This is a genomic window from Massilia litorea, assembly GCF_015101885.1.
GTDB classification, from domain to species: Bacteria; Pseudomonadota; Gammaproteobacteria; order Burkholderiales; family Burkholderiaceae_D; genus Telluria; species Telluria litorea.
Map to the genome: position 1 here is coordinate 3,872,558 of NZ_CP062941.1, position 16,140 is coordinate 3,888,697.

Annotated in this window: 17 protein-coding genes; 11 read left to right on the forward strand and 6 right to left on the reverse strand. The window is 64.9% G+C overall.

The features are described 5' to 3' along the window. Positions 1-72 precede the first annotated feature (72 nt). Genes cyoA through LPB04_RS17485 form a run of 7 tightly spaced genes read left to right on the forward strand, consistent with a single transcriptional unit; the run spans position 73 to position 6,819 of the window. A complete protein-coding gene (cyoA, locus tag LPB04_RS17455; protein WP_193685771.1) occupies positions 73-1,080 on the forward strand; it encodes a ubiquinol oxidase subunit II in 1,008 nt (335 codons plus the stop codon). 2 nt (positions 1,081-1,082) lie between these two features. Then, the gene (gene cyoB / locus LPB04_RS17460; protein ID WP_193685772.1) at positions 1,083-3,086 is read left to right on the forward strand and encodes a cytochrome o ubiquinol oxidase subunit I; all 2,004 of its coding nucleotides are present in this window, start codon (positions 1,083-1,085) and stop codon (positions 3,084-3,086) included. Continuing rightward, positions 3,079-3,726, forward strand: coding sequence for a cytochrome o ubiquinol oxidase subunit III (gene cyoC / locus LPB04_RS17465; protein WP_193685773.1), 648 nt, complete (start codon positions 3,079-3,081; stop codon positions 3,724-3,726). Before cyoB ends, cyoC begins: the two co-directional genes overlap by 8 nt. Further along, a complete protein-coding gene (cyoD, locus tag LPB04_RS17470) occupies positions 3,723-4,133 on the forward strand; it encodes a cytochrome o ubiquinol oxidase subunit IV (protein ID WP_193685774.1) in 411 nt (136 codons plus the stop codon). Before cyoC ends, cyoD begins: the two co-directional genes overlap by 4 nt. Beyond that, on the forward strand, positions 4,130-4,951 hold the full coding sequence (locus LPB04_RS17475) for an SURF1 family protein (protein ID WP_193685775.1): 822 nt from the start codon (positions 4,130-4,132) through the stop codon (positions 4,949-4,951). The genes cyoD and LPB04_RS17475 overlap by 4 nt, the downstream gene beginning before the upstream one ends. Further along, on the forward strand, positions 4,935-6,278 hold the full coding sequence (locus LPB04_RS17480) for an ATP-binding protein (protein ID WP_193685776.1): 1,344 nt from the start codon (positions 4,935-4,937) through the stop codon (positions 6,276-6,278). Before LPB04_RS17475 ends, LPB04_RS17480 begins: the two co-directional genes overlap by 17 nt. Further along, the gene (locus LPB04_RS17485) at positions 6,271-6,819 is read left to right on the forward strand and encodes a response regulator transcription factor (protein WP_193685777.1); all 549 of its coding nucleotides are present in this window, start codon (positions 6,271-6,273) and stop codon (positions 6,817-6,819) included. Before LPB04_RS17480 ends, LPB04_RS17485 begins: the two co-directional genes overlap by 8 nt. Positions 6,820-6,839: 20 nt before the next feature. On the opposite strand, the gene LPB04_RS17490 is transcribed toward LPB04_RS17485, so the two are convergent. Together LPB04_RS17490 and LPB04_RS17495 are read right to left on the reverse strand one after the other, a co-directional pair. Then, positions 6,840-7,331: a GAF domain-containing protein gene (locus LPB04_RS17490; protein WP_193685778.1), complete on the reverse strand. Its 492-nt coding sequence runs from the start codon at positions 7,329-7,331 to the stop codon at positions 6,840-6,842. An 86-nt stretch (positions 7,332-7,417) separates the two neighbouring features. Then, positions 7,418-7,762, reverse strand: coding sequence for a DUF5710 domain-containing protein (locus LPB04_RS17495; RefSeq protein WP_193685779.1), 345 nt, complete (start codon positions 7,760-7,762; stop codon positions 7,418-7,420). 208 nt (positions 7,763-7,970) lie between these two features. Here LPB04_RS17495 and LPB04_RS17500 point away from each other — a divergent pair, with 208 nt between their 5' ends. Beyond that, entirely contained in the window at positions 7,971-8,612 is a 642-nt protein-coding gene (locus LPB04_RS17500) for a hypothetical protein (protein ID WP_193685780.1), read from the forward strand. 14 nt (positions 8,613-8,626) lie between these two features. On the opposite strand, the gene LPB04_RS17505 is transcribed toward LPB04_RS17500, so the two are convergent. After that, the gene (locus LPB04_RS17505) at positions 8,627-9,388 is read right to left on the reverse strand and encodes a ZIP family metal transporter (RefSeq protein WP_193685781.1); all 762 of its coding nucleotides are present in this window, start codon (positions 9,386-9,388) and stop codon (positions 8,627-8,629) included. 128 nt (positions 9,389-9,516) lie between these two features. Between LPB04_RS17505 and LPB04_RS17510 the strand changes: the two genes are divergently transcribed. From LPB04_RS17510 to LPB04_RS17520, 3 genes are all read left to right on the forward strand, one after another. Next, positions 9,517-10,932: a metallophosphoesterase family protein gene (locus LPB04_RS17510; RefSeq protein ID WP_193685782.1), complete on the forward strand. Its 1,416-nt coding sequence runs from the start codon at positions 9,517-9,519 to the stop codon at positions 10,930-10,932. Positions 10,933-11,164: 232 nt separating this feature from the next. Continuing rightward, positions 11,165-12,349, forward strand: coding sequence for a cation:proton antiporter (locus tag LPB04_RS17515; RefSeq protein WP_193685783.1), 1,185 nt, complete (start codon positions 11,165-11,167; stop codon positions 12,347-12,349). Positions 12,350-12,351: 2 nt separating this feature from the next. After that, entirely contained in the window at positions 12,352-13,476 is a 1,125-nt protein-coding gene (locus tag LPB04_RS17520; RefSeq protein ID WP_193685784.1) for a YbdK family carboxylate-amine ligase, read from the forward strand. A gap of 85 nt (positions 13,477-13,561) precedes the next feature. Here LPB04_RS17520 and LPB04_RS17525 read toward each other — a convergent pair whose 3' ends face one another. From LPB04_RS17525 to LPB04_RS17535, 3 genes are all read right to left on the reverse strand, one after another. Then, positions 13,562-14,755, reverse strand: a complete 1,194-nt coding sequence (locus tag LPB04_RS17525) for a GGDEF domain-containing protein (RefSeq protein ID WP_193685785.1) — start codon at positions 14,753-14,755, stop codon at positions 13,562-13,564. 92 nt (positions 14,756-14,847) lie between these two features. After that, positions 14,848-15,006 (reverse strand): hypothetical protein, encoded by a 159-nt coding sequence (locus LPB04_RS17530; protein ID WP_193685786.1) that lies wholly within the window; start codon positions 15,004-15,006, stop codon positions 14,848-14,850. Between the two features lie 64 nt (positions 15,007-15,070). Next, a complete protein-coding gene (locus LPB04_RS17535; protein ID WP_193685787.1) occupies positions 15,071-16,051 on the reverse strand; it encodes a tripartite tricarboxylate transporter substrate binding protein in 981 nt (326 codons plus the stop codon). Positions 16,052-16,140 lie beyond the last annotated feature (89 nt).

Sequence of the window (16,140 nt, forward strand, 5' to 3'; positions counted from 1 at the left end):
TCCAATGTTCAGCGAAGGCCGATGGCATTACAGTAGCATGTTCTCATTCCCATGTAACGTTAGATACCTAGCATGATTCCTAAAATTGTCCGACCCGGGCTTTCACTTCTCCTGCTTGCAGCGCTGTCCGGCTGCAATACGGTGACGATGAATGCGGCCGGTGATATCGCAAGGCAGCAGGCCGACCTGATCAAGGTCTCGGTGTGGCTGATGTTAATCATCATCATTCCGGTGATGATCCTGACCGTCGTTTTCGCGTGGAAGTACAGAAAGAACGCAAACGCCCGGTACGAGCCGGACTGGGATCACTCGACCAAGCTCGAGCTGGTCATCTGGGGCGCGCCCCTCCTGATCATCATCGCGCTGGGCCTGATCACCTGGATCAGCACCCACAAGCTCGACCCTTACCGTCCGCTGGACCGCCTGGACGCGCAGCGCGCGGTGCCGGCCAACACCAAGGTCCTCGAGGTGCAGGTCGTCTCGCTCGACTGGAAATGGCTGTTCATCTATCCGGAGCAGGGCATCGCCACCGTCAATGAACTGGTGACCCCGGTCGACACCCCGATCCGCTTCAAGCTGACCTCGTCGACCGTGATGAACGCGTTCTACATCCCGACCCTGGCCGGCATGATCTACACGATGCCGGGCATGGAGACGACCCTGAACGCGGTGGTCAACAAGGCCGGCGCCTACAAGGGGCAGTCGTCCAACTTCTCGGGCGACGGTTTCTCGCACATGAAGTTCGCCTACCACGGCACCAGCCAGGCCGAGTTCGACGCCTGGGTCGCCAAGGCCAAGGCCAGCGGCAAGGCCCTCGGCCGCGCCGACTACCTGGCGCTGGAAAAGCCGTCGGAAAAAGAGCCGGTGCGCCTGTACGGCAGCGTCGAGCCGAACCTGTTCCTGTCGATCGTGAACCGCTGCGTGGCCGAAGGCGCCGCCTGCATGAATCACCAGATGGCCCAGGACATGCAGCGCGTGCGTAACGACATCGCCCTCAAGCAGTTGCCGCAGGATGGCAAGCGCGTGGCCGATGCCAGCGGCGAAGTCTGCGAAACCCCTATTAATTCTGTGAAGAAGTAACCATGCAAGACTCATTTGACTTGACGAAGCTTATCTTCGGACGGCTCAGCTGGGACGCGATTCCGTTCCATGAGCCGATCCTGCTCGCTACCTTCGCGGGTGTGCTGGTAGGCGGTGCGGCCCTCGTCGGCCTCATTTCCTACTTCCGCCTGTGGGGCACCTTGTGGCGCGACTGGATTACCAGTATCGACCACAAGAAAATCGGCATCATGTACATGATCCTCGGCCTCGTGATGTTCCTGCGCGGCTTTGCCGACGCGCTCATGATGCGCGCCCAGCAGGCGATTTCCTTCGGCGACAACGCCGGCTTCCTGCCGCCGCACCACTACGACCAGGTCTTCACCGCCCACGGCGTGATCATGATCTTCTTCGTGGCGATGCCCTTCGTGACCGGCCTGATGAACTACGTCGTGCCGCTCCAGATCGGCGCGCGCGACGTGGCTTTCCCGTTCCTGAACAACTTCTCGTTCTGGATGACGACCATGGGCGCCGTGCTGGTCATGGCCTCGCTGTTCGTCGGCGAATTCGCGCGTACCGGCTGGCTGGCCTTCCCGCCGCTGTCGGGCATCCTGGCAAGTCCGGGTGTCGGCGTCGACTATTACATATGGTCATTGCAGATTGCGGGCGTAGGAACATTGCTGTCCGGGGTCAACCTGATCGTCACCATCGTCAAGATGCGCGCGCCGGGCATGGACCTGATGAAGATGCCTGTCTTCACCTGGACCTCGCTCTGCACCAACATCCTGATCGTCATGTCCTTCCCGATCCTGACCGCCACCCTGGCGATGCTGGGCATGGACCGCCTGTTCGACACCAACTTCTTCACGGCCGACAAGGGCGGTAACGCCATGCTGTACGTGAACCTGATCTGGATCTGGGGCCACCCGGAGGTGTACATCCTGATCCTGCCGGCCTTCGGCATCTTCTCCGAAGTCGTCTCGACCTTCTGCGGCAAGCGCCTGTTCGGCTATACCTCGATGGTGTACGCCACCGTCGTGATCATGATCCTGTCCTACCTGGTCTGGCTGCACCACTTCTTCACCATGGGTTCCGGCGCGAGCGTCAACTCGTTCTTCGGCATCACCACGATGATCATCTCGATCCCGACCGGCGCGAAGATCTTCAACTGGCTGTTCACGATGTACCGCGGCCGCATCCGCTTCGAACTGCCGATGATGTGGACCGTGTCGTTCATGCTGACCTTCACCATCGGCGGCATGACCGGCGTGATGCTGGCCATCCCGGCGGCCGACTTCGTATTGCACAACTCGCTGTTCCTGATTGCGCACTTCCACAACGTCATCATCGGCGGCGTGCTGTTCGGCCTGTTCGCGGGCTTCAACTACTGGTTCCCGAAGATGTTCGGCTTCAAGCTGAACCGTTTCTGGGGCCTGGTCTCGTTCTGGCTGTGGTCGATCGGTTTCTGGGTTGCCTTCCTGCCGGGTTATATCCTGGGCTTCATGGGCGTCACCCGCCGCTCGAGCCACTTCGAAGATCCTGAAATGCAGTGGCTGTTCGTCATCTCGTTCATCGGCACGCTGATGATCGCCGGCGGTATCGCCGCGCTGCTGATGCAGATCTTCGTCTCCTGGCGCGACCGCAAGAAGAACGTCGACGTCACCGGCGACCCATGGGATGGCCGTACGCTGGAGTGGGCGACCTCGTCGCCACCGCCGGACTACAACTTCGCCTTCACGCCGGTCGTGTACGACAACGACACCTACGCCGACATGAAGAAGAACGGCTGGAAGCGTCCATTGACCGATTACGTCGCGATCCACATGCCGAAGAACACCTGGGCCGGCTTCGTGATCTCGGCGCTGTCGATGGTGCTCGGTTTCGCGATCATCTGGCACATGTGGCTGCTGACCGGCCTCGCGTTCTTCGCGATGATGGTGGCAACCATTGCCCACACGTTCAACTACAAGCGTGACTATTACATTCCGGCGGAGGAAGTGACCCGTACCGAGAATGCACGCACTAAATTGCTGGAAGCCCATGTCTGAAATTAACGCAACCCTCAGTGCGCAAAACGGCGGCGTGACCGGCGCCGACGCCGGCTCGCGCTACCACGTGCGCGAGCACCATCCGGAACACGGCACCATGCTCGGTTTCTGGATCTACCTGATGAGCGACTGCCTCATCTTCGCCAGCCTGTTCGCGACCTATGCTGTCCTGGGCCGTAACTACGCCGGCGGGCCATCGGGCGCGGAACTGTTCAACCTGCCGCTGGTGGGCCTGAACACGGCCTTCCTGCTGGTGTCCTCGATCACCTTCGGCTTCGCCATGATCTCGGCGCAGTCGAAGAACCTCGGCCGGGCCCAGCTCTGGCTGGCCGTGACCGGCATTCTCGGCGCCTGCTTCCTTGGCCTGGAAATGTACGAATTCGTCGAGCTGATCCACGAAGGCGCCGGCCCGTCGCGCAGCAGCTTCCTGACCGCGTTCTTCTCGCTGGTCGGCACCCACGGCCTGCACGTGCTGTTCGGTATCGTCTGGCTCGTGACGCTGATGTTCCAGCTGGCCAGGCATGGCCTGTCGGTCGAGAACCTGCGCCGCATGGCTTGCCTGTCGCTGTTCTGGCACTTCCTGGACGTCGTCTGGATCTTCGTATTCACCTTTGTTTACCTGATGGGGACGCTGCCATGAGCGAACATCACAACCACGGTCACGACGACCACGGCCACGGCCACCATGACGCGCACGCAGTGCACTACAGCCTGAAGGACTACTCGATCGGCTTCGCGCTGGCCGTGATCCTGACGGTGATCCCGTTCTGGCTCGTCATGGGCAACATCCTCGATCCTTCGATGACGCGCTTCGTCATCATGGGCTTCGCCGGGGTCCAGGTCGTCGTCCACATGATCTATTTCCTCCACATGAACTCGAAGTCCGAGGGAGGCTGGAACATGATGGCGCTGATCCTGACCATCGTCCTGCTGGGCATCGTCCTGTCGGGTTCGATCTGGGTCATGTACCACATGAACGCCAACATGATGCCCGGCATGGGCGACGCAGCGGCCGTCACCAGCCACGGCACCCACGACATGCCATGACGGACCGGCACGGTCCGGGAGAGGGCGCCCCGACAACAGGGCGCAATTCAAACGTCGCCAGGCTGGTCCTGGCGGTAATCGGACTCTTCCTGATCGTGCTGTTTGCGGGGCTGGGGACCTGGCAGGTGCAACGCCTGTCCTGGAAGCTGGCCCTGATCGAACGCGTGGAGACACGCGTCGGCGCACCGGCGGCGGCTCTGCCGCCGGCAACGCGCTGGTCTTCCATTTCAAAAGAGTCCGACGAATACCGGCACGTAGCGCTCGCCGGCCACTTCCTCTACGAATACTCGACGCCGGTGCAGGCGGTCTCCGAACTGGGAGCCGGCTTCTGGCTCGTCACGCCGCTGTGCACGCCTGACGGCAGCATCGTGCTCGTGAACCGGGGCTTCATCACGGCCGACCAGGCGCGCGGCCGCTATCCGGCGCGCAGCGCGGGCGGCAATCCCTGCGCCGCCGGCGGCCCGGCGCACAGCCTCACCGGCCTGTTGCGCATCACGGAACCCGGCGGCGGCTTCCTGCGCGATAACGATCCTGCCGGTAACCGCTGGTTCTCGCGCGACGTCGCCGCCATCGCCGCCGCACGCGGCCTGAACAATGTCGCACCATACTTCGTCGATGCGGCGCGCGGGCAGGACTCGGCGAACGCACCCGAACATCCGGTCGGCGGCCTGACGGTCATTTCCTTCCAAAACAATCACCTCGTGTATGCGATCACTTGGTATGCTCTTGCTTTGATGGTCGCCGGTGCGTTGTGGTACGTCGCGCGCACGGGCGGCAGGGAAACCCGCAAGGCAAGGAACGATGGCCGTAAAGCTTGATCTGTTAACAAAAATAACGCCTTCGATCGCATCCGCGCTCGAGGCGAACGTCGAATACGCCGCCGGCCACAAGAACATGCTGCAGCTCATCGAGCTGCGCTGGATCGCCGTCATCGGCCAGGTCACGACGATCGCCGCCGCGATCCTGATCTTCGACGTCAACCTGCCGCTGGTGCACATGCTGCAGGTGCTGGCCTGCCTGATCGCCTTCAACATCGCCAGCCATTTGCGCTGGCACGAACGGCGGCCGGTCGCCAACAGCGAGCTGTTCATGGCCCTGCTGGTCGACGTCGCCACGCTCACCGTCCAGCTCTACCTGTCCGGCGGCACCACCAATCCCTTCGCTTTCCTGTACCTGCTGCAGATCATCATCTCGGCCGTGCTGCTGGAAGCCTGGTCGACCTGGTCGATCGTGTTCGTCACCTTGCTGTGCCTGGCCCTGCTGGCCATCTTCGCCCAGCCGCTCGCGCTGCCCTTCGACCATGCGCGCGGGATCGCCAGCCTGTATGTGCAGGGCATGCTGCTGTGCTTTGCCATCAACGCGGCGCTGCTGGTGATTTTCATTACCCGTATCAGCGGGACCCTGCGCGCCAAGGCGGCCGACCTGGCCGACCTGCGCCAGCGCGCCGCCGAGGAAGACCATATCGTACGCATGGGCCTGCTCGCTTCCGGCGCGGCCCACGAACTGGGCACGCCGCTGGCGACGCTGTCGGTGATCCTGGGCGACTGGAAGCGCATGCCCGAGTTCCGCGACAACCCCGACCTGCGCGAGGAAATCGCCGAGATGCAGACGCAACTGAAACGCTGCAAGTCGATCGTCAGCGGGATCCTGCTCTCTGCGGGCAGCGCGCGCGGCGAATCGGCGGTGCGCACCACCATCCACACCTTCCTCGACGGCCTGGCCGAAGAATGGGAAGAGCGGCGCCAGGTCGACGTGTTCGAGTACGAGAACCGGATCGCCGAGGACATTCCGGTCGCCTTCGATTCGGCCCTGAAGCAGACCATCGACAACCTGCTCGACAACGCCTTCGAGGCCTCGCCCGACTGGGTGCGGCTGGAAGCGAGCGTCGAGGACGACACCCTGCACCTCGTCGTGCTCGACAAGGGACCGGGTTTTGCACCGGCCATGCTGAGCCAGTTCGGCAAGCCTTACCAGTCGACCAAGAGCCGCCCCGGCGCCGGCGTCGGCCTGTTTTTGGTGGTGAACGTGGCGCGCACGCTGGGCGGCGGTGTGGCGGCGCGCAACCGCGACGGCGGCGGAGCGGAGGTCAGGCTGACGATTCCCCTCGCGGCGATCGTGCTGAGCGGGGAGGGCGAGCATGTCTGAGCTGTCGCCTGAAACGCCGGTCCTGCTCATCGTCGAGGACGACGAAGCCTTTGCCCGCACCCTGGGGCGTTCCTTCGAGCGGCGCGGCTACCGCGTGCTGCACGCGCCCGGTTACGAGGAAGCGGCGAAGGTGCTGGACGAGCACGACCCCGGCTATGCGGTGGTCGACCTCAAGCTGAAGGGCAATTCCTCGGGCCTGAACTGCGTGCAGCTGCTGCATGCGCACGACCCGGAGATGCTGATCGTCGTCCTGACCGGCTTCGCCAGCATCGGCACCGCGGTCGAGGCGATCAAGCTGGGTGCCTGCCAGTACCTGGCGAAACCCTCGAACACGGACGACATCGAGGCCGCCTTCGGCCACGTGGCAGGCAATGCCGATATCGAAGTCACCAACCGCTCGACCTCGATCAAGACGCTGGAATGGGAGCATATCCACGCGGTGCTGGCCGAGACCGATTTCAATATCTCGGAAGCGGCGCGCCGCCTGGGGATGCACCGGCGCACGCTGGCGCGGAAGCTCGAGAAGCAGCGGGTGAAGTGAGCGGATGACCTGAGCCGGATTCAGCCGGCCGCTGCCAGGGTCGCCTGCTCCGCCGTCTTCAGCTGTTTCGAAATCAGCTCCGCGAACAGGCGCATGGTCGTCACCGTGGTTTTATTGCTCAGCGATGCAGGGTAGGGGTCGAGGCCGCAGAGCGTCCCGAAATACGTGCCGCAGGGGCGGAACAGCGGTACCGAAAAATAGCTCTTGAAGCCGTACATGAGCGGCGTCGGATGGTCTTTGTAGACAGGGGAATCGTCGACGCTGTCGATGACGATCGCCAGGCCGGTGTCGCGCACGTCTTCGCAGAGCGTGGTCGTCACGTCCAGCGGATCGCCGGGTTTCAGGCCGTAGTCGAGCCGGTCCAGGATGGCGCATGCGGTCCAGGTCGCATCGGTCACGTGGGCGACGCAAATGAAGCGCAGGCCGGTCAATTCGGCCAGTGTACGCATGATGTCGGGAACGGCGCTGATGGCCTGCACTTCGGCTACACAATGCTGCAAGGCTTTGTCCAACGGGTGCTCCTGGAATAAAACGGTGAGGATGACATCCTAGCATCCAGCCGGCGCCTGTTTCCGATTATTCGGCTCCCTGCCGATTCTCAGAGCCCCGCCAGCAGCTTGCGCACCGCCTGGTGCGCCTCCAGCCAGCCGCTTTCGATCAGCTTCGGCCGGCACTCGGCGCATTCCTCGAACGGGTTGCAGGCGTGGGGCAGCTCGACATACTTCGAACCGACCACCGGTTTGGCGCCGTGGGCGTCGCGCGAGGAGGGGGCTTTCGGACTGCTGTCGGCGCTGTCGCCGGAGGCGCCGCCGGCGATCCAGCGTGCGAAGGGCTCGCTATCCTTGCCGTCCGGGACGTACCAGCATTTGCGCGTCGGGTTCCAGCGCGCGCCCAGGGACTTGGCTTCGTCTTTTTCGGCGTAGGGGACCTTCAGGAGAATCATGGGTGTGCTTTCGACTGAGCCGCGGTGGTGCGGCGGTCGGTATTGTACGGGGAAGTGGCGCGATGGGGGAGTCCACCCTGGGCTAGGCAAGCGGCCGCGGCGCGGATGCCTGCTGCGTTCCGATGCATGCCTGAAGCGGACGGAAATTGTTCAAAAACTTGTTCGAATACGATAATATTATCTTTTAACAACATTTTCGGGAGCGCGTTTGGAACACGAAAGCCACCACCATCATCATGCGCCCAAGACCGGCGTGCGCTGGCTGGACCTCGGCCTGGGCCTGTCGGCCGGGGTCGTCTCGCTGGTCTCGCTCTGGCTCGGCCTGCACTCGGCGCATTCGATGGAAAAGCTCGTCGCCGCGAACAGCTACCCCTACCTGGAACTGATGCGTTCGAACATCTCGACGGTGCGCATGCCCGATTCCGATCGCATGCGCCAGACGGTGACCTATTTCTTCGAGAATAACGGCATCGGTCCCGCGCGCATCGAGTGGGTACAGTTCAACTTCAAAGGCAAGCCGATGCGGGACATGAACGACCTGATCGAAGCCTGCTGTTCGATGGCTGGGTCCGATCTCAGGGCGATCGATACGCGGGGCAATGTAGTAAATGCACTCGTGCGTCCGGGCACCAGCGTCCCGATGTTTACCTGGAACGAGCCGTCGACCCCGAACCCGGCGTTTTATGCGCTGCTCAAGCAGATGAACGACATCACCTTCTCGGCATGCTATTGCTCGGTCTTCGATGAATGCTATGTGCGCAGCGACGACGACCGGAAGCCCCAACCGGTCGAGCAGTGCACCCCGCCCGCCGTCACCTTCCGCCCAGGCTTCCACCCCAAGGGTGCCTGAACGAGGGATTTCCCTCAGCCGCCCATCTTGCTGAGCGCGAACGCCGCCAGGAAACCCATCACCGTGATCAGGCCCGCGAAATCGTGGGCCTCGTCGAAGGCTTCGGGAATCATGGTATCGGCCAGCATCGCCAGGATGGCCCCGGCCGCGACCGCCGTGGTCGCGGCCACCATTCCCGGCGACACACCTTCGAACAAGGTAAAACCGGCCAGCGCCGACAGGCCCGAGGCCAGCGCGATGCCGCCCCAGATGCCGAAGATGTAGCGCGCGCTGCGGCCGGCCTTCTTCATCCCGGCAGCGCTCGACAGTCCCTCGGGCACGTTCGACAGGAAAATCGCCCACACCGCCACCATGCTGACCTTGCCGCCGCCCAGCATCGACAGGCCGATCACGATCGATTCCGGAATGCCGTCGAGCAGGGCGCCGACCGCGATCGCCGTGCCGCTGCCTCCGTGTTCCCCTTCGGTCGGCTGGCAGCCGGAGCGCTTGCGGTGGCGTGCGCCGCGATGGGCCAGCCACCAGTTCGCCAGGGTATAGACCAGGGCACCGCCGAGGAAACCGAGCGCCGTCGCCGGGAAGCCGCCCTTGTGGAAGGCCTCGTCCATCAGCTCGAAGGAGAGGGCGGAGATCAGCACGCCGGAACCGAAGGCCATGATGCCCGCCACCATCCGGATCGGCACCTTGAAGCGGTAGCCGACGCCCGCCCCCACCAGCAAGGCGGCTCCTGCCACCAGCCCCCAGAATCCCGCCTGCAGCCACATCGGTATATATTCCATCGGTTCTCCTTGGTTTTGTCAAAATGTTACGCCGAACCGCGAAACCGCCGCGTTCGCGAGTCCCGGGCATGCCATGGAACCGTCATAGGGCTGTGGTACATTCGGCACTTTTGTACGGAGCGTAACGCATGACCTCGTCCCCCTTTATCCGGCCGCGTATCAGGATCACAGCGCGGCTTACTGCGCTCGCGCCGGCGCTGCTGCTGGCGGCCTGCGCCGGCCTGGTGAGCGATCCCGGCCCGGACGACGCCGCCTTCGTCGTGATCGGCGAAGACGGCGCCGCCACCGCGCGCCTGGTAACGAGCGCGGCGACCTGTCCGCCGCTGCTGGTCGACAACCGCGCCATGCCGATGCGGGTGCGGGTGCCGAAGTCGAGCATCCCTGCGCGGCCCGGCCAGGCGCACACGCCGCCCTCCAGCGCGATGCTGGCCTGCGAGGCGCCGATCGCGGCCGGTGCAGTCACCGCGAGCGTGGCCGGACACGATTTGCCGGTGCCGAAAGCGGCGCCGCAGCGGATCGTCGTCATCGGCGATACCGGCTGCCGCCTGAAGGGCAAGGACTTCCAGGCTTGCAACGACCCCGCGGCCTTTCCCTTCGCGCGCGTGGCCGCCAGCGCCGCCGCCTTCAAGCCCGACCTCGTGATCCACGTCGGCGACTACCATTATCGCGAGGATCCATGCCCCGCCGGCCGCGCGGGCTGCGCCGACAGCCCCTACGGCTATGGCTACGATGCCTGGGCCGCCGACTTCTTCACACCCGCGCGCAAACTCCTCGCGGCCGCCCCCTGGGTGCTGGCGCGCGGCAACCACGAAAACTGCAGGCGCGCCGGCCAGGGCTGGTGGCGCTGGCTCGATCCGCGTCCTTTCCAGGCGGGGCGCGACTGCGATTCGCCGGCCAACGACGCGGTCGGCGAATACAGCGATCCGTATGCCGTGCCGCTGGGCGGCGGCGTCCAGCTGCTCGTGTTCGACAGCGCCAACACGAGTTACAAGGGCTTGCCGCCGGGCGACCCGCGGCGCGCGGCCTACGCGGCCCTTTACCGCAAGATCGAGGTGCTCGCGCGCGGCGCGCGCTCCAGCATCGGGGTCAACCATCATCCGGTGTTCGGCGTCGGCGCCCTGCGCGACGAACAGACCGGGGCGGTGAACCTGTTCGGGGGCGATGCCGGCCTGCTGGACGCCTTCGGCGACGTCGATCCCGGCTACCTGCCGTCCAGCGTGGCGATGCTGCTCTCCGGTCACGTGCACCTGTGGGAGCAGGTCAGTTTTGCCAGCAGCCACCCGACCCAGTTCGTGTCCGGCTTCTCGGGTACCTCGGAAGACATCGTGCCGCTGCCGGCCATGCCGCCGCCGGGCATGGCGCCGGCGCCCGGCGCCATCGTCGAGCACATGAGTTCCTGGATCGACGGTTTCGGCTTCATGACGATGGAGAGAACCGGACCCGATGGGTGGCTGGTCCGTGTCCATGACCGCGACGGACTGGAGCGCAATCGCTGCAAGGTAGAGGGCAAAAAGTCGCGCTGTGCGCTGGCGCAGGTGCATTGACCGTCCATACGTTCGCACAAATGTAGTTGCCAAGAATATATATTTGAGGCAATATGGCTGGGTTCGGGGCACACCGCCAAGGTGGGCTCTCGATCAGCGATGAGACGCGCTTGCGTTTCTTTTGCGCCCCCGGGCCTTCCGGGGGCGGTTTTTTCAGGACCTGCCCAGGTTCTCAATGGGAGGCGCACCGCCCGGTGCACAGCGAGCCTCCCGCCCATCGAGGAGGATGTCCATGCCCGATTACGCCGATCTCGGCCTGCAACTTGCCTGGCCGCTGGCCATCGCGCTGTCCTGGATGGCAGGCGAACTGATTTTCCGCTGGACCGCGCTGCCGCGCATCGCCGTGTATGGCCTCGCCGGCTTCGTGTTCGGCAATCTCGCCGCCGGCTACCTGCCGCCCTCGGAATCGAAGAACTTCATGCTGCTGGCGAACCTCGGCTTCGGCCTGATTCTGTTCGAACTGGGCTACCGCATCAATTTGCGCTGGCTGCGCCACAATCCCTGGATCGTCGCCACCTCGCTGCTGGAAGCGGTGCTGACCTTCGCGGCCGTCTACCTGGTGGCCGGCGCCTGCGGCATGGACATGCTGCCGGCCGCGCTGACGGCCTCGCTGGCGATGTCGAGTTCCCCAGCCGGCCTGTTGCGGGTGCTGAACGAGCAGGGCGCCGCCGGCCAGGTGACCGAGCGCGCCATGCACCTGACCGCTCTGAACTGCGTGATGGCCGTGTTCACCTTCAACGTCGTGGTCGGGATCGGCGTGTTCCAGACCTCGGGCGACCTGGCCCACGCGGCCGGCAGCAGCCTGCTGGTGCTGGGCGCGTCGAGCGTGCTGGGCGCGCTGTTCGGCGCTCTGGTTCCCCTCTGGCTGCGGATGATCAACGCTGCGCGCGACGCCACGCTCGCCTTTGCGCTGGCGGTGGTGCTGCTGGTCGCGGTCACCTATGTGCTGCAGTTCTCGCCGGTACTCGCGGCCCTGACCTTTGGCCTGGTAGCGCGCCACCGCCGCATCGCCCTCAGCCCGGCCCAGCGTAATTTCGGCGTGCTGGGCGACCTGCTGGCGGTGCTGATGTTCTTCTTTGTCGCCACCAGGGTCGAGGTCGAGCACCTGGGCGGCGGCATCGCGCTCGGCCTGCTGCTGGTCCTGGTGCGCGGCCTGGTGAAGGTCGGCGTGTGCACGGCTTTCGCGCGGGTGTCCGGCATCTCGGCGAAAAAGGGCGCCTTGTCCGGCCTGGCGCTCACGCCGATGGCGGTGTTCGCGATCCTGCTGATGGAGCAGACGCGCTGGATCGGCGTCGACCTGTTCGACAGCCTGGCGCCGCTGGCGGCCGTGATGCTGCTGCTCGACGTGCTCGGCCCCGTGCTGACCCAGCGCGCCGTCGTCTGGGCCAACGAAACCCGTCACATCAAGGAGGCGTGAGTATGGCACTCCCACCATTCGCCCAATCGCAATCGCTCACCATGGGCGTCGAGCTCGAACTGCAGCTGGTCAGCCTGTCCGACTTCGACCTGGTCGCGGCCTCGCCCGACATGCTGGAACTGCTGGGACGCGCGCCGTTCCCCGGCAACGTCACACCCGAGATCACCGAGAGCATGATCGAGATTAATTCGAGCGTGCACACCCGGCATGGCGAACTGCTGGCGGAACTGCGCGAGATCCGCGACACCCTGCTGCGCGCCGGCGACCGCCTGAACGTCGGCGTCTGCGGCGGCGGCACGCACCCGTTCCAGCAGTGGTCGCAGCGTAAAATCTTTTCCAAGCCGCGCTTTCGCGAAGTGTCGGCGCTGTACGGCTACCTGGCCAAGCAGTTCACGGTCTTCGGCCAGCACGTCCACATCGGCTGCAAGTCGGGCGACGAGGCTTTGTACCTGCTGCATGCGCTGAACCGCTACATCCCGCATTTCATCGCGCTCTCGGGTTCCTCGCCCTTCCTGCAGGGCAGCGACACCCAGTTCAATTCGGCCCGCCTGAACAGCGTGTTTGCCTTCCCGCTGTCGGGCCGCGCGCCCTTCATCCTCGAGTGGGACGCCTTCCGGCGCGATTATTTCGCGCGCATGGAAAACACCGGCATCGTGCGCAGCATGAAGGATTTCTACTGGGACCTGCGTCCCAAGCCCGAATACGGCACCATCGAGCTGCGCGTCTGCGATACGCCGCTGACGGTGGAGCGGGCGGCGGCGCTGGCCTGCTACCTGCAGGCGCTGTGCCGCTATCTGCTGGAAGGGAACGAGCCGCCGCCGCTGGAAGACGACTACCTGGTCTACAACTACAACCGCTTCCAGGCCTGCCGTTTCGGCCTGGACGGCACGCTGGTGCATCCGCAAAGCCACGAGACGATCTCGCTGCGCGAAGACATCCTCACCACCCTGCGCCGGCTCGCGCCGCATGCGCAGGCGCTGGGCAGCGAGGCGGCGCTGGAGCATATCTACAACGAAACCCATACCGGTAGCGATGCCCACCTGCTGCGCGAGGCGCACCTGGAGGCGGGCAGCACCGAGGGCATCGTGGATGCGGCGCTGCGCCGCTTCCGCGCGGATTGCGATTGAAGGCCGGCCATGCAGCGGGCAGTCCGCCCAGCCTTGGCCCGATGCTGACGAGCCGCTTGCAGGCCGCACCGTCTGCTCGCCGGGCTCAGGTGCCCGAGCGCAGCAACTCAGGCGCGGCAGCCACGATAGTGCCGCGCACGCCGTTCCGGCCGCCGCGCTTGACGGCGTACAGCTGCTCGTCGGCGGCTTCGATCAGGACGTCGAAGCTGGCCGGAGGGTAGGGGTGCAGAGCGGGCACGCAGGCGATGCCGAAGCTTGCGGTCGCGGTCACGGAGCTGCCGTTGCCGACCGGGGTGGACGCCTGGGCGAAGGCATGCCGGATCCGTTCGGCCAATGCATGTGCGCCTGCCAGCTCGGTCTCGGGCAGTACCAGCAGGAACTCCTCGCCACCATAGCGGATGACGCAGTCGACGCCCTCGCGCGCCATCGAGCGCAGCAGGCCGGCGAATGCGCCCAGTACCAGGTCGCCGGCGGCATGGCCGTGGCAGTCGTTGACGCGCTTGAAGTGGTCGATGTCGCACAGGATCACCGACAGGGCGGCGCCGTAGCGGCCCGCGCGCGTCAGCTCAGCGTCGAGCAGGCCCCGCTCCACGATCCGGCGGTTGTGGCATCCGGTCAGGGGATCGCAGTCCGCAACTTCCTCCAGCAGCATGGCGGAACGAAACTGCTCGCGCTGGGCGAGATGAAAGCGCCGTGCGGCGATGGTGCCGAGGGCGTTGCCGAGAATGAGCATCAGGACCAGCGCCACCAGGTCGTCCAGCTTCAGGGAGCCCTGAACCAGCAGCATTGCGCCGAACGCCAGGCTGGCGCCGGTGCCGATCGCCGCCGAATACACGAAGCGATTCGGGAAGATGACGTAGATCGCCATCAGGATCATCCCGAACGACATCAGGTTCCAGGGCATGGCGGCCGGCTGGTACCAGCACAGGATCGGGAACGCGCTTGAACCGATGACCATGACGGCGCAGGTCGCCCGGATCGAGACCCGCACCGAGTCGGGGTGGCGTGCGATGGCCTCGCAGGCGCACAGTGCCGCCAGCGCGACCAGCAAGCGCAGCGCCACCATGGCCCACGCGGTCGGGGTCGGACCGAGGGTGGCGATATCGGTCAGGCCGAATACGACATAAAAAAACGCGGAGAACAGCAGGCTGGCCCGCAGCTGGGCGCGACGCTCGGGCAGGAAATGACGGATGAAGCGGTCCTCGCATTCCCGATCGGCGAACTCGGCGCGGCGGCGGTCGATCGCCAGGCGGCGGGCGGGCAGGTGATATAAGGACACGGCAACTCCCGGCAGGGGACTCGATCAGGCGGCCGCAAGGCGACAGCATTGAGTATCCGCCAGATTCTAACCCAAGTGCAGGCGCGAAATTGCTATTCTGAAATGGGAGGTCCCCCAGGGGCGCGGCTCGCAGCCGCCTGAAGCTGCGCCAGCGGCACCTGGGCGCCGACTTCGTCGGCGGCGAGCACGGCAATCAGGCTGGCCAAGTCCGCTTCCAGACGCTCGAGGGTGGCCGCATCAAGGCTGGACAAGGCCTCCGGCAGCACAGCAGTTGCGCACGGCCCTTGTGCGCGAGCAGGCTGCACATGACCGGCCTCAGTAGGTTTCCTTCAGGTTGGAAGCCTTTGCGACTTCCTTCCACAGCGTCAGTTCGGACGCCAGCTTCGCGCCGAATGCGGCAGGCGTTCCCGTGAAGGACGCGGCGCCTTCGCTGGCCAGGCGCGCTTTCATCGACTCCGACGCGCCCAGTTCGTTGATCGCCTTGTTCAGTTTCGCGACGATCGGGGCCGGCGTATTGGCGGGTGCGAGGACGCCCCACCAGGTGGTGATGCTGTAGTTGGGCACGCCGGATTCGGCAATCGTCGGCACGTTGGGGAACAAGGACGAACGCTCGCTGCCGGTGACGGCGAGCAGGTCCACCGCGCCGGTCTTGACGTGCTGCGCCATCGCCGGAATCGTCGTGAAGAAGATCTGCGTGCGTCCCGCCAGCAGGTCGGCCGTTGCCGGGCCGCTGCCCTTGTAGGCGACGTGCGTCATGTTGGCCCCGGTGCGCTGCTTGAACAGTTCTCCGGCGAGATGCAGGACGGTGCCGGGCCCCGAGGAGGCGAAGTTGATTCCTTGCGGGCTTTTCTTGGACGCCGCAACCAGCTGGGGAACCGTCTTCGCACCGACGCTCTTGTGCGACACGAGGATCAATGGGGCGGTGCCGATCATGGCGATCGGGGCAAAGTCCTTTGCCACGTCGTACGAAGGCTTCTCTTCGGTAGCGACGTGGGTGACGAACGACGAGCTGACGAACAGCAGGGTGTAGCCATCCGGATCGGCCTTGGCCACGAGCTTGGAGCCGATGACGCCGCCCCCGCCGCCGCGATTGTCGACCACGACGGGCTGGCCCAGCTTCTCGGACATGCCTTTCGCCAGGCCGCGGGCGACGTTGTCGGTGCCGCCGCCGGCCGCGTAGGGCACGACCAGGGTAATGGCCCGGGTCGGGTAGTTCTGCGCCATGGCGGCAACCGGCATTGCCAGCAGCGCGGCGGCAATCGGGGCGAGCAGGCGAGGGAAGGTCGTCGATGTCATGTGGGTCTCCGCTTTGTTTTAAGATCAATTTATGGGATCGATTTCGAAGCCCGGTTTTTCAGGACCGGTTGCGTGCACAATCGAAGTTT

Bases quoted from the DNA above. Each gene is read 5' to 3' on its own strand.
- cyoA (WP_193685771.1), top strand. From the start codon at position 73: ATGATTCCTAAAATTGTCCGACCCGGGCTTTCACTTCTCCTGCTTGCA.
- cyoB (WP_193685772.1), top strand. From the start codon at position 1,083: ATGCAAGACTCATTTGACTTGACGAAGCTTATCTTCGGACGGCTCAGC.
- cyoC (WP_193685773.1), top strand. From the start codon at position 3,079: ATGTCTGAAATTAACGCAACCCTCAGTGCGCAAAACGGCGGCGTGACC.
- cyoD (WP_193685774.1), top strand. From the start codon at position 3,723: ATGAGCGAACATCACAACCACGGTCACGACGACCACGGCCACGGCCAC.
- LPB04_RS17475 (WP_193685775.1), top strand. From the start codon at position 4,130: ATGACGGACCGGCACGGTCCGGGAGAGGGCGCCCCGACAACAGGGCGC.
- LPB04_RS17480 (WP_193685776.1), top strand. From the start codon at position 4,935: ATGGCCGTAAAGCTTGATCTGTTAACAAAAATAACGCCTTCGATCGCA.
- LPB04_RS17485 (WP_193685777.1), top strand. From the start codon at position 6,271: ATGTCTGAGCTGTCGCCTGAAACGCCGGTCCTGCTCATCGTCGAGGAC.
- LPB04_RS17495 (WP_193685779.1), bottom strand. From the start codon at position 7,762: ATGATTCTCCTGAAGGTCCCCTACGCCGAAAAAGACGAAGCCAAGTCC.
- LPB04_RS17505 (WP_193685781.1), bottom strand. From the start codon at position 9,388: ATGGAATATATACCGATGTGGCTGCAGGCGGGATTCTGGGGGCTGGTG.
- LPB04_RS17510 (WP_193685782.1), top strand. From the start codon at position 9,517: ATGACCTCGTCCCCCTTTATCCGGCCGCGTATCAGGATCACAGCGCGG.
- LPB04_RS17515 (WP_193685783.1), top strand. From the start codon at position 11,165: ATGCCCGATTACGCCGATCTCGGCCTGCAACTTGCCTGGCCGCTGGCC.
- LPB04_RS17520 (WP_193685784.1), top strand. From the start codon at position 12,352: ATGGCACTCCCACCATTCGCCCAATCGCAATCGCTCACCATGGGCGTC.
- LPB04_RS17535 (WP_193685787.1), bottom strand. From the start codon at position 16,051: ATGACATCGACGACCTTCCCTCGCCTGCTCGCCCCGATTGCCGCCGCG.